The organism is Bradyrhizobium sp. CCGE-LA001 (assembly GCF_000296215.2).
Taxonomy (GTDB): domain Bacteria; phylum Pseudomonadota; class Alphaproteobacteria; order Rhizobiales; family Xanthobacteraceae; genus Bradyrhizobium.
In genome coordinates, this window is the sequence record NZ_CP013949.1 from 6713729 (window position 1) to 6726934 (window position 13206).

A 13206-nucleotide genomic window follows, 5' to 3' on the forward strand; every position below is an offset into this window, starting at 1 on the left:
CGTCATGAAGATCGCGCTTTACGCCCGCTACTCGTCCGATAATCAGCGTGACGCATCGATCGAAGATCAGTTGCGGCTCTGCCGCCTGCACGCGGAGAAGCAAGGTTGGACGGCGGTCGATTATTACACGGACCGGGTGGCCTCCGGTGCATCGCTGCTTCGCCCCGGGATCCAGGAACTGATCAGCGACGCCATGCGCGGAAAGTTTGCGATTGTGCTTGCCGAGGCGATGGACCGCCTCAGCCGCGATCAGGAGGACAGTGCCGGGCTCTTCAAGCGCATGGCCTTCGCCGGCGTACGGATAGTCACCCTCTCGGGGGGAGACGTCACGCATCTGCACGTCGGGCTGAAGGGCACGATGAACGCCTTGTTCCTGAAGGCCCTCGCTGACAAGACACGGCGAGGTCTGCGCGGCCGCGTCGCGGACGGCAAGTCGGGCGGCGGGCTATGCTTCGGTTATGACGTCGTCAAGCAATTCGCCGCCAATGGCGAGCCGATCCGAGGTGACCGCACTATCAACGAGGTCGAAGCGACGGTCGTTCGCCGGATCTTCGCAGACTACCTCGCCGGCAAGTTCCTCGCGCGCAATCGCTTTCGAGCTGAACCGCGAAGGTGTGCCTGGACCGCAAGGCGCTGAATGGGGACCATCGACCATTCACGGCAACCCAAAGCGCGGCGTTGGCATCCTCAACAACGAGCTCTATGTGGGTCGCCTCGTGTGGAATCGGCTCCGCTACGACCCTGATACCGGACAGCGCTTTCTCGTCTGAATCCTGAATCCGAATGGGTGATCCAAGAAGTCCCCGAGCTGCGCATTGTCGATCAGGAAATGTGGGATGCGGTCAGGCGCGTCAGCAGACGCTAGCCTACGAGCCTTCAGCGCTTGGCGAGAACAGGCTTAATGAGCGCCATCGGCCCAAATACCTCCTCGCCGGCCTCGTGAAGTGCGGATGCTGCGGCGGCGGGTACACGATGATTTTCGAAGGACCTGCTCGGCTGCGCAACGGCTCGCAATAAGGGAACGTGCAACAATCGTTTGAACATCCGGCACGATGCGCTGGAGACCTCCGTGTTGAGCGGCCTTCGCACGCACCTGATGGAACCAGAGCTGTTCAAAGAGTTCTGCGATGAGTTGCACCAGTTTACCCGCGAGGTGAACCGGCTGCGGATTGACCGAGGAGCGGATCTTGCGGCGATGAGGAACGAGCTTCCGCGCATTGAACGTGAACTTGGAAAGCTGGTGGCCGCCATCAAGGCTGAAGGTCCGATCGAGGCCATTGTCGAGGACACGACGCGGCTCGAGGCCAGAAAGGTGGAGGTACGAGAGAAGCTCGCGAACGCAGAAGAACCGCCGCCTCTCCTACATCCCAACATGGCGGAATCGGCAGCGCGTGGCCGCGCTGTACGAAAGCCTGCAAAGCGACGACGCCAAAGGGGAGGCAGCGGAGGTTTTCCGTACCCTCGTCGATCAGGTGACGCTGATGCCCGAGGCGGAGGAACTCGCGATCGTGCTGCGCGGCGACCTAGCCGCGATCCTCCCGGTTTGCGGCAGGCAAAAAGAACCCCGACGTCCTTTCGGAAGCAGGGGCTCTGAACGGCTTGCATCGCAAGCGTCGGTGGTTGCGGGGATAGGATTTGAACCTATGACATTCAGGAAAGTAGAGGTTCGCTTCAGCAGTCGATGCGGTCGCCCCTACTGGCTTGCAGGCCTCCAACCAGACTGATCTCCAATCAACTAGTCCTGCGGTGGCTGGGCCTTTTCATATCGAATCCCCTAAAAATCTGATCCTTCAATCCATATTGGTTTCCTGTGAGCTCGCCGCCCCACCCGGCGCTGCCGGATTATCACGGCGAGAGCCTTTCTGGGGCGACATCGGCGGGGCGCTGATCAGCGCCGTCTGACCGATTTGCTTTAGGACCTCAACGGACGTCTCTCCTCGTGACGCGGCTTCAAGGATTCTCGAAGCTACGTGTGTTCGGGTGCTAGTCTCGCGAGCTGAAACTTCTTTACAGACGTCATTCAGAACTGCACGCAAGAGAGCGGTCGTTTCGGAGTCGAACATGAGAAGTACCAACGATCTGGAGCCTGTGGCGCCTTGATGCGGACCGATCTGAGCTTCAGTGAAGCAACTTCGCGAATGTCGGGAAACAACAGACCAAGGCGTACGCATTAGCTACTCCGCCTTCATTGCCCGCACGAATGTCTCGTTGAAGCCATCTTCCGAGGCTCAGATCGTTTCCTTCTATACTGATAGAGCAACTCAGGGATCGAACTAGGCAGCCTTGGCCGCCTGCGACTTTGACTTGGAGCGCGCCACGAAGCGAGGACCAGCGATGCTGAGCGGCACATCGCCATCGATAGCGCTATATCTCTCCATCCGATCTAGGTCGCTGGATTCCCTCGTAGAATAGCACTGCGTCGCGCGATTATCCCAGATTACAACGTCGCCCGACCTCCAGCTCCATCGTACGGTATTCTCGGGCGAGGTGAGGTAAGATCGAAAGCGATCAAGCAGCTTCTGGCTCGCGTACTTTTCTAGGCCGACGAAGTTCCTCACGGAATCTCCGAGTACGAGCAAGCGCTCGCCCGTTTCGGGATGGACGCGGACAACCGGGCGGGCGTCCTCGCAGATGGTTCCGATGAAGATATCATCAAATTGCTTTTGATCCATCTCGCCGGAGTGCCTGTTCACGGAACAATCATGGGCGCTGCAGTATACCGCCCAGAGATTGTCGGCCAGCATCCGCAGCGGCTCCGGAAGATCAAGATAGGCGGCCGCAGTGCTTGACCAAAGCGTGTCACGGTCATCAGGTGGGATCACCACGCCGCGAAGCACCGAAATCTTCGGACATGCGTCACCGAATCGATCATCCGTGTGCATCTGGTCATCACGACCGCTGCGACGATCCGGCGCATTTCCCAGGACCGATCCCTGGGTCTTAGGAGTTGTCAGCGAACCGAGCCTGAGCGCAAAGCGCTGCTGTTCGAAATCATCGAGATGCCCCTGATCACGGAAGAAGATGACCTTGTGCTCGAGGAGTAGCTGGCCGAGGGCCCCGATGACCTCGTCGGACAATTCGTCCGAAAGTCTTACGTTCTTGATCTCGGCACCCAGCCGGGTCGCGGATTTGACGATATCCGCTCGCGGGATGATCTTATCCGTCATGTTGCTCATGCTCACTCTTCCATTATCGTGATGCGTAAACAAAGCTGCGTGATAACTTGGTCGCAGGACTAACGACAGAAGCCAACGACGTCGGCCTGGTGATGCGCCCTACTCGGCCGCAATGTGCTGCAGCAGCCGCCACCAAAAGCGAAGCCATAGTCGTCGGCTACGGAGCACGACCACCGAGTGACCTGCTCAGTCGCGCATATCCACACTCCTGCATCAGCTCTGATCAGACGACGTAGTCGACGGGCAACGGTGCCGGGATCGACGTGCAACATGATCAATCACCTCGCTCTTACATCGCAATCATACGGTCAATCGATGTCCAGTCCATGAAACGAAAGCGGCATTCTTTTCGCCGATGAGAAATGTTTGTTTTGCCGGCGAGCCAAGCTTGAAGATATTTTTAGGAAGGTAACTCCTCGCGCGTCCGCAACAGGTACAATCGAGGTTGTAAGAAAGAAACGGATGTCTCGCGGCCCAAATGAATCGGCGCAAACGCATTATTACTCTACCCTACGTTATAGTATCTAAATAGACAATTTAAACGTTAGCGGTAAATTTGCTCGTCAATCAACTGTTCGATTTGTGCTCTAGCTTCATCCGCCTGTCATATATGGAGCAGGTGTGCATTCGCGGAGCCATGTGATAAGCAATTCCCGCTCCGGTTTAACAACGGGCTATATCACTCGTTTTGCGGGATATGCCTTCAAAAGAGCGCTGCAACGAAAACTGGAGGTCTGTATCGTTAGCCAGGACATCAACATCGCCGCCAAACCGAGAGGATTGGATTACGAATGGCGACTGGGCGAGCATCCGCTCACGCTGAATGTCACGATACGGTGAGCGCCGCGACAATCCGGAAAGCTGAGAGTGGGCTATCACCGCCAGCACCCAACAACGACAGTGCGGGCCCGGAGGGACTCATGCCGCCCGCAATTCCACTCGGGTTCGCATTGACCGTCCAACGATCGCCCTTCTGCCGATGCCGATCTCGGTAGACTAGCGATATCCCGCTAGGCAGCGGTGATCACCGTATCGTCGATGGGAAGCGCCTTAGCCAGTCAGGGACAGAGGAATTGCTGAAAGCACTGTTGGCAGGAAATAATGTCCAGACACGATACCTGGATAGTGCCTATCAATATGAGACGATACACTTTTAACGTTTCGCGTACTTTACGCGCAAGTGGCTGATCTTTTCAAAAGCTGCGTTTTGGGAGGCGAGAAGCCGGAGGTTGCGGGGCAACCTGAGCGTACAACGTAGAGAAATCCAGGCTGCGAACTCATCAAGGCGCAGCCATCGCCTGATTGATCGAAAGATGCAAAGCATCTCTTGTCCAGGTCAGCGTTGACCGTTTGCGACAAATCATGAGCCGCTTAGAACAATTGCCTATTCGAGAGCTCAATGCATGTTCTGAAGCTGGTAAAGGTAAGCCATCGGGTGTTTCTCCATGATCGCTCGTCGGGCCGCCGCGTACTTGTTGTGCGAACTGAGAATTCCGCCGACGGTAACGGGCGCGCCTATGGCCGTGAAAGCGGCCGGAATTTCCAAAGGTAACCCGTGCGTGGCGCCCCAAATGGTGCCCGCGGCGGCGAGTGCGCTCACTACGATTTCTTTGGAATAGGCGACCCCCCTTTTCTCTGAGCCAAGCTCTTCTTCGAGACGCCGCAGATCGTCCGCCATGTCCGTCTCGAAGGTTCGATCTAATTCCGCCCAGTCTGCTGGGCGCGTCAGCCTTTGCAACGCATTCACATGGTCCTCGATACGGCGGAGGTATGTGTGACGAAGCTTGCGCAGCGTGTGTCCGCCCGACTCCTTTTCTTCCCGCTCCCTGAACTTAATAAGCGAGTCCAACGGTAAGCTCGTGGCTTCAATCAGCTTCAATGTTAGCGGTACGATACGTTCATAAGGGGACACGGCATCTTGTTTGGAGGTATCTACCAACAAGTTCGTAATCGTCGCATAGGCCATTCCCCGATCGGTTATGCGAGCGCGGGTCTCGCCAGCACAACAATCCGCCAGGATCGACATGACAGAGAGACCGGCAGTCGTGGTCAGCGGATAGTCGGCGTTCGGCAAAGGCGCGCCAGCCAATTGCAATTCCTCCAGAATTTTCCACGTAGTATTCAAAAATTTCTGCGGATAAATTTCGTAGCTGCCGTGCGTGACGTCCGGGCGATAGTAAAAAACGTCTGGCAACGTGCGCGTAGCAAGATCCTCGACCAAATCATGCGTTTCTTGTTTCTCTTTTTCGGTCGGATAGTGTTGTACGCCCATGAGTTCGATGGCTCTCGCAACGGTGGCGTCCGCATAATGTGGTACGTACTCGGGATATGGGACGATGAATTCAATTCTATCCCAGAGCAGCAGGCTCGTCTTGAGTAAATGTTGGCTTCGGATCTCAGTATGGGGAAAATACAACGCGGTGCGCATTAGCGTCCTCCTCATGAGCTGATTCGATACAATTGATCGTCTGAACGACGGACTGTACCCCCCGTGACCTGCCACTCAACTTTCATCCAGCAGCCGTTAGAGTCTCTGGCGCGCCCGCTCGTCTCTGCCAGCCTTATTCGGCGTCTCGGCCGAAGAACGGAGAACCTCCTTGTCGAAGATCCGTGCCTAGGGCGCGAAGCTGAACGTCAATATCGCGTTCGCAGGTATGACCACATCTGCGTATGCAGGCAAACCATGTATGCCGCTCTCGTATGCGATGATGGCACCACCATTTCCCGCGGTGATAGGGTTTATCCAATTATCGTACACATCTGAGTTAAAGCACTCGATCCACCGCCCGGGACGTGGGAAGCCGAGCCGATAGCCATAATACGTCACCTCGCTTAGGGATGCGATGATGACGACGTCTTGCCCGGAGCCTTCGATCCAGCGGTGATAGGCTAGAACACGTGTGGTATCCCAAGCGTGGTACACGTTAATCCGGCCGCGACGCACGGCATCCAGCTTGCGACGTAATGCGATTAGCTCCCGCATAAACCGCAGGTAATCCGACATTGCCCGGTCGGTGCTGAGCCCATCCCACCATATCAGGAGGTTGGCGGCGCCTATCGAGTCATCCCAGTATTTGTCTTCGAGGAACTCCTGCCCCATGAACAGCAAAGGCACGCCCGGTCCCATCATTAGCAGACCTGCGGCAACCCGGGCTCGGCTGCGCGCATACCATGATCGTGGGTTGCTAGGGTCGGCGACCACGGGAATGCGCGGCTTCTTGTCCGCGTCCGAGTGGGAAGCGAGCAGGAGATCATGATTCTCGAGCATGGCGACAGCACGCCACGGATAATCAAGGCCGGGAGCAGAGCCCAACGCGCTTGCGACCCCTGACCAAGAGAACGGCGCGTCGCGACCTGCGGCAGCTTGCGCGAGCGCACCGCGTACCGCATCGCGGGTCCGGTCGTCCCAGACCAGATCGAAGCCTCCTCCGCCAGCGCTAGGTGGCTTGATCGCAAACTCCTTCCTTGGGTTCCAAAACTCGGCGATCTGCGCTGCGGACGGCGCTGCAAACCGTATCGTTTCCGTCAGCGCCTGGCAGAAATGCCACCCGCCGAACCGGTCGATGACGCTCACCTCATCATAGCGAAAGCCATCCACGTGGAACTCGTCCAGGAAGAACCTGGCATTATCTATCAGGAACTGCCTGACACCATCATTCCAGTAGGCAAAAACCAGCCCACCCGCCCAGTCCCGGTCCGTAAAATAAAGACTATCGTTGTGATTGCCGTAGGCAAGTCGGTCGATGAAAAATAAGCTCTCGTCGCCGAAGTCACCACCCGCATGGTTATAGACTACGTCGAAAAGCACGGCGATGTCATAGACATGCAAGACATCGATCAGCGCGCGGAGCTGGTTGGCCCCGCCTCGAAGGTGCTCCCGTCTAAGAGGCGACTTACCGCGCAAGGACAAAAGACGATTGGCCCTCGCTAAGTAGCGATCCAACTCGCCATCATCGACGCTGTAGGAAAATTCCGGCGAGAAATAGTCGGTACCATTGTAGCCCTGGCTGAAACGAGTGGGGAATTCCACAATCGGCAGCGGCTGCACAGCGGTTACGCCGAGCTCGACGAGGTACTCCACTCTGTCCAGTAGGTCGAGAAAGCACGCGCCTCGGTTTCGCCGCGCATCTTTGCCCGAATTGTCGACAGCATAGTAGGATCCAATGTGGAATTGGTAGATGATCAGGTCTTCGAAGGCAGGTGCTTTGAATTCAGCATCATGCCAAGGGTAGATCTTTGGGTCGCGAATGACACAGTTCCATGCGGTCCCTTCCAGCTCGCGCGCAAACGGATCGCGCTTGAACCCTACTGAGCCCGGCCCACTCACCCAATACTTATACTGCTCACCCTCCTGCGCGCCGGGAAAGAAGCCGGTCCAATGGCCGGCAGCATTCTTCACCAGCAGTGAAGCATCTGTTCTTTGCCAGCGATTGAAATCTCCAAGGACGTGAACTTCGCTCGCCCGCGGAGCCCAGAGGCGGAAGACGCACCCGCCGTCGACCAGGGTGGAACCCATCGGGATATCACCGGTCACGTGGCCTTGGCTGACGGGCATGTGCCAGATGTCCTGCTACTCCGTGCGATACGAGGAGCTTCGCACATTTTTACCACCTAGACGAGAGCCGATCGATGTGTGATCATGTTCATGAAAGCGAGGGTGTATGCTCGCGGTCGTGGTCCAAAAGGAGCCCGAGTACGTCTTCAATCACTGCGCTAAGTATCTAGCGCGTGACAACACTGATGAGCGCCATAGCTTCTTTGGCTCGGATGCCGGTCAGGCGCGAGCGCGAATTAGCGAATCCTGGCGCTTTCCGATTGTAGATGCCGATGACAGCGGTGCTGCGGACTCCTCTGAGTGGAACCATGTCACCTTTATTTATCAGGCGCCTGAAGATCATCCGGGCGTCTCCGTTCAACTGCTGACACCGTGCCTAGGACTCCATGCGCCCGCGGCGCTGAACCCCATAGATGACAGTCTTTACCTGGCGCTGACATTGCGTGTTTCTAAGGCACGTCGGGATCGATATCGGTTCATAGTAGACGGTCACGCGCAACTCGATCCGATTAATCCGCAGATCACGACGACACCGCAGAACGAGACCTGGTCCAGCTTTTGGACCTGGACGTATAACGAGCCTATCAACCTGGAGCGTTGGGAGATAGCGCTCGTCCGGCGAATGACGAATGCGCTGCTACCATTCCAGGGCCGCGAAACGCGCAATCTCGTCGAGCGCGGCCTGAATGACGGAAACGTCACGCACTTCTTTCGGATGGATATCCCGGCGGGCGTCGCGAACTATATTGACAACATCCTGGCGCGCGAAGAGCGGCACCACCTCAATTCTTACCGACTCTGTCTGCCGATGATCGACCGAGTGCTACGTAAACGCCATTCCGGCATTGAACCTGTCAACGTCAGTGATCCAGACTACAAAGTGCTGTTCGACGACATGAAGAATAGATCGGCAGCGCTGATGCAGGATGGCTGGGACGTCGCAGTATACGACAATCCAGGTTACTTCCTCTATACTCTACGGCGCCACACTTGGACCGGGGCATTCTCACATCCGAAATACGGCGGCAATCCTGGCGGCCTCGGTTGGGCGTTCCTGGGCGAGACGTTCCGCACCACCGCCGATCTTACCAAGACTGCATTCGATTGGGCGCGCGCCATCGAGGCACCGCTCGGTAAAAGCAACGAATATCGAGGTTAGGCGATGGGTGCGATACGGGACCAGTTCGACGTTGTTGTCATTGGCAGCGGCGCCGGCGGGTCGCCCATTGCGTACGAGCTCGCCAAAGCGGGCAAATCCGTGTTGGTCCTCGAGAAAGGTCCGCTGCTGCGTACGCAGGACGAGCGTGGTCCTGGTAAGCTCAGCGATTTCAAGCGCGATGAAATGTTCAACGCCGGCCCGGAGCGGATCATCAATATCCCTGGGATGACCAACACGGGTGCGGCCTTCTTCACCAGCCATGTGGAGCCCGATCTCAACGACGAGCCGCATGTCTTCACCAACGTGGATAGGCCAGAGGACGGCTCCAAGATCACGGTCGAGGGCTACACGGCCCAAGTCGTGGGCGGTGGGACGCAGCTCTATGGAGCCGTTTCGCTGCGCTTTGCCGAACGTGACTTCAAGCTGAAGTCGGCCAATGAAGGACGCAATCTCCAGGGCGATCCCGGCGGCGACGCACTCAAGCATGTCATCGACTGGCCATTCGATTACGAGACATTAGAGCCGTACTACGTCAAGGCAGAGTATCTGATTGGTCTCAACGGGACAGTCGCGGGCCAGGCGAAGAAGTTCTCGAAGGACAGCTATCAAACGCCCCTGCCGCCCAATCCGATTAGTGAGTTTGCCCGGCTGGGTATGCAAAAGCTGGGTCTTCAGACGTACCGTACGCCGCTTGCGGTGATCACTGAGGATCACGCGCCCAGCGGCCGCAAGGCGGGCGACCCCAAGGTCGGCTACGTTAACCGGTACGGCGACCCGCTTGGCTACAAGTCCAACACTTGGGTGTCTCTGCTGCGTCCGACCATCCACGATGGGCATGATCTCGAGCTCCGGCCGAACTGCGTGGTCACGCATCTCGAGGCGAGCGGATGCACGGTGTCGAAGGCGCACTATCGCGATCCCAGCGGACGTACCCGTACGGTGACCGGCAAGACCGTGGTGGTCGCCTGCTCGGCGATCGAGTCTGTCCGACTGTTGATGTTATCGGCCGAGGAGGATCGGCAAACCTTCGGCTCTCTCGTACGCTACCAAGAGAACGGTGGCCTCCTCGGTCGCTTCTTCCTGACGCATGCGTTCGGTGGTGCCGAGGTGCAGATCAAGGGCCAGCGGTTCGACAAATCTATCTCACTCGACAGCGACTATGCGACCGACTCCTGTGCTTCTCAGGCCTTTTTGGATGACCACGGATTGTGGGCGGGCGGGGCCATCTACAACAACACGTCCGACCAGTGCCTGCCGATCACCATGGCGCGGACTGAGGGTGACACTGACCTCGACTTCTTCTGGGGCGGCTTCATGGGTGCCCAGGACCACACTTCGGAGGCTGCGCTACAATGGCTCAATGGCGCTTTCGGCTCGCGCCTGTCCGCAGCCTTTATGGCCAACCAGGTGCCGCGCTTCGTGAACCGAATCGAGCTGCACCCGAACGTTCGCGACAAGTGGAACCGCAAATGTGGCCACATCATCAAGAACTTCCATCCGCACGACGAAACTGTGATGAAAGCCTTCGCCGACGTGTGCCGGCAAATCATGGCCAATGGCGTGCCGGAATACACAGAGCTAGGTTGGGGGTCGGTTTACGGTAACGCGGTGCGCATCGCGAACCATATCCTGGGTGGCGCTCGCTTCGCGCCGACGCGCGACCTTGGCGTTCTGGACCCAAACTGCAGGGTTTGGGACATCGACAATCTCTACGTGACCGACGGCTCATTCATGCCGACCTCGGGAGGCGCAAATCCGACGCTGACGATACAGGCGAATGCATTCCGGGTCGCTGATCACCTGAAGCAACTCTGAGGTTACAATGGACCCGAGGTTCAATGACATCGCGGCAGATCCACGCAATTCGATCTTCCAGGTCATGTTCTTCCCGGATCGGGTCTATCATGCACAATATCTGAACGCGACACGCAGCAGCCGCTACCGGTATGTGGTGCAAGAGGTGCGTGGTAAGTCTGAAATCACTACACTCAAGGGCTACGTGTTCATCGACGGCCTACAAATCTGCAACTTCCTTCGGATTGAGGCGCGCGGTGGTCGTTTGGCCGAGGTCGTGCGCGAGAGGGGCCGCCTCATGGGGCCGGATATCATGGCCAACGTCGGCCTCACGCCAGCCGGTGGGCAACGAGTCGACGCACGAGTGCGCATGCATTTCTGCCCCTGGATTCACGGCTATCAGGTTGAGCTTTGGGAGACTTTGGATGCGCCTGTGGACAAGAATCATGACTACCAAGTGCTGGACATGATGGGCTATCATGGCTCGATTACCAAAGTGCCGGAGTTCGCGGCGGCGCTCGCCGATCTTCCCGCGCTGAAACGGATCGATCTCGCGTTCCGCGAAAATGACGTGTCCTACCCATCACGCATCATTGTGCAGGATTCCGATGCCGCCTGGGACAACTACTACAGGCGCAATATCCAAGTACCTAACACGCAAGAGCCGAGCAGCGACCGTAACACCGTGGAGCAGAACGGCTATGGTGTGGATTTCGAACGCGGCTGGTTCATCAAGAAAGTCCGAGAAATCCCGCCGGTCCGATATCGCAACGGCATGATGGAGCCCGGCAACCCGCAGGCAAGTGACGCCAACGTCATCGAGATGCGATGGGTGTTGCAGCAAGAGTTCGGCGGCACCGTTGTGTTCTTCCATGAAGTGACGATCCCGCCGCACACGGTTGAGGGCACTCATCAGCATATTGGCAGCGAGGAGCTCTACTACGTCTTCGAGGGGCGCGGCATCGCGTACATGGGCGCCAATGACGATCCTAACCTTGCCAAGGATGACACGATACCGGTGGTAACGCGGCAGATCTATGGCCTTGATCCAAAGCCGTGTAAGAAGCTCGAAGTCGCCCCTGGTAGCGTAATCTACACGAAGAGCGGCGGCATTCATGGGATTGAGAATCCCTACGACGAGCCATTGCGGTTCGTCGCGTTCCTCTACCACAGCACCTAATACCGACGGGGAGCTAAGCTGACCATGTCCATCGTCGATGTGGAGATCGCCAAAGTCAGGACGTTTCCGCCGGGCACGCGGCCGAACTACAACCAGAACAATCCGATCTGGAAGCTGGTGAACGTGTTGGAAGCAAGCAACCTTCAAGCCGATCGCGAGCATTATCTACCGGAGAGCCTCCAGCATTTGTTCGGGCTCCAAGAGCTGGCACTGGTGGGCCCTTCGGGCGATGATTGGCAGACAACCGACCCACGCTTTCAGGACATCAAAGAGGACTTCCAGAAGCAGAATCTCTATGATTTCGTGCTGAACGGGACTGAGATTACGCGCGGGTACGCGCAAGCCGGTGAGTGGACCGGCAGCTTCCTGCGGATCGCCTACGTGCCGAGGCGGCCGCTCGTGGATCCAGACGGTGTATTTCCGGGAAAGTCAGTTCAACTTTACCTCAGGATCGGGCAGGACGAGACCGGCACCAGCTACCTAACCGTTCCTTACAGCGCAGATTCAGCCCGCTACGAGATTGAGCTCTGGGCATATCCGGGCAATGATTTGGCCGCGCGACTGGGCCCACGTGGCAAGGATGCCGTCGACCGCGGGGCGCTGCTGGCGCGACCTGACTTGGTGCATGGGCAGCTTTGTGATTTCGTAGGTCTTCCGTTTGACGAAGCGCGCACAGCGGCTTGGAAGGCGGGCGAGGGCATCAACATGCTGGACCGGGTGCCCAATCACACGATGCATCCGGTGAGACGCCTGCGGCTCGAGCTTGCCTGGACTGATACGACGGGAACTAAATGGGACCATGCGCCGGGCGGCAACTACGTCTACGAGTTCTCGATGTCGCTGCGTGGCTGGGGCAGCTACTTCGCGATCGGCGAGAGCCAAAATCCGCATGGCGGCATCGGTGGGCTCGAGTATCGCAACCTCTATTCCAACTATTTCGGTCATGAGGATCAGCGGCGTGGCGAGCTAGGCTCGACCTGGACACCCGAACTGGGGCGGATCATACGAGAATGGCAGTTCGATGCCGATCGCGGCCGACCTTCGGGGAAGCAACAGGAAAATTTCCTAGCCGTTGACTACATGGACCTGCATATCCTAAAGCCCGCCGCGATTATCGGCATGCATCGACATCGCGACAACCAGGAAGTGTTCCTCCTAATGGAGGGGCGCGGGCTGATGGTGATGGGCGACTGGGAAAAAACATCGTCGCGCGAGCGCGCGGTAGAATTGCGGATCATGAAGCCGGGCGACCTTTCCTTGGTGAAGCCAGGGCAGTTTCATGCCCTTGCCAACTTGCTCGATGAAAATCTGTTGCTATTCATGTTTGGAGGCTATGACTGAG

The 13206-nt window shown here is 57.6% G+C and carries 10 protein-coding genes and 1 pseudogene; 7 read left to right on the top strand and 4 right to left on the bottom strand.

The annotated features are described in order from the left end of the window. Positions 1 to 4 precede the first annotated feature (4 nt). The 3 genes from BCCGELA001_RS39120 to BCCGELA001_RS39130 all read left to right on the top strand — a co-directional run bounded on the left by BCCGELA001_RS39120 (position 5) and on the right by BCCGELA001_RS39130 (position 1724). A complete protein-coding gene (locus BCCGELA001_RS39120; protein WP_236840786.1) occupies positions 5 to 637 on the top strand; it encodes a recombinase family protein in 633 nt (210 codons plus the stop codon). Beyond that, the gene (locus BCCGELA001_RS39125) at positions 615 to 770 is read left to right on the top strand and encodes a recombinase family protein (protein WP_236840787.1); all 156 of its coding nucleotides are present in this window, start codon (positions 615 to 617) and stop codon (positions 768 to 770) included. Before BCCGELA001_RS39120 ends, BCCGELA001_RS39125 begins: the two co-directional genes overlap by 23 nt. A gap of 621 nt (positions 771 to 1391) precedes the next feature. After that, a complete protein-coding gene (locus tag BCCGELA001_RS39130) occupies positions 1392 to 1724 on the top strand; it encodes a hypothetical protein (protein ID WP_236840788.1) in 333 nt (110 codons plus the stop codon). A gap of 153 nt (positions 1725 to 1877) precedes the next feature. Here BCCGELA001_RS39130 and BCCGELA001_RS39135 read toward each other — a convergent pair. The 4 genes and pseudogenes from BCCGELA001_RS39135 to BCCGELA001_RS30760 form a co-directional block, all read right to left on the bottom strand. Next, positions 1878 to 2063, bottom strand: a pseudogene (locus tag BCCGELA001_RS39135) (hypothetical protein); the annotation flags it as partial. A gap of 210 nt (positions 2064 to 2273) precedes the next feature. After that, positions 2274 to 3176: a TauD/TfdA dioxygenase family protein gene (locus BCCGELA001_RS30750; protein WP_008545523.1), complete on the bottom strand. Its 903-nt coding sequence runs from the start codon at positions 3174 to 3176 to the stop codon at positions 2274 to 2276. Positions 3177 to 4572: 1396 nt separating this feature from the next. After that, a complete protein-coding gene (locus BCCGELA001_RS30755) occupies positions 4573 to 5604 on the bottom strand; it encodes a hypothetical protein (RefSeq protein WP_144441582.1) in 1032 nt (343 codons plus the stop codon). Positions 5605 to 5790: 186 nt separating this feature from the next. Then, complete coding sequence (locus tag BCCGELA001_RS30760) at positions 5791 to 7731, bottom strand: alpha amylase C-terminal domain-containing protein (protein WP_060737009.1); 1941 nt, start codon at positions 7729 to 7731, stop codon at positions 5791 to 5793. A gap of 106 nt (positions 7732 to 7837) precedes the next feature. On the opposite strand from BCCGELA001_RS30760, the gene BCCGELA001_RS30765 reads away from it, so the two are divergent. From BCCGELA001_RS30765 to BCCGELA001_RS30780, 4 genes are read left to right on the top strand one after another with little or no spacing between them, the layout of a single operon-like run. After that, positions 7838 to 8890, top strand: a complete 1053-nt coding sequence (locus BCCGELA001_RS30765) for a gluconate 2-dehydrogenase subunit 3 family protein (protein WP_008545527.1) — start codon at positions 7838 to 7840, stop codon at positions 8888 to 8890. Positions 8891 to 8893: 3 nt separating this feature from the next. Next, entirely contained in the window at positions 8894 to 10705 is a 1812-nt protein-coding gene (locus BCCGELA001_RS30770; protein WP_083543466.1) for a GMC oxidoreductase, read from the top strand. Positions 10706 to 10712: 7 nt separating this feature from the next. Beyond that, a complete protein-coding gene (locus BCCGELA001_RS30775; protein WP_008545530.1) occupies positions 10713 to 11864 on the top strand; it encodes a cupin domain-containing protein in 1152 nt (383 codons plus the stop codon). 24 nt (positions 11865 to 11888) lie between these two features. Beyond that, positions 11889 to 13205, top strand: a complete 1317-nt coding sequence (locus tag BCCGELA001_RS30780; RefSeq protein ID WP_060737010.1) for a cupin domain-containing protein — start codon at positions 11889 to 11891, stop codon at positions 13203 to 13205. The last annotated feature ends 1 nt before the right edge of the window (position 13206 follow it).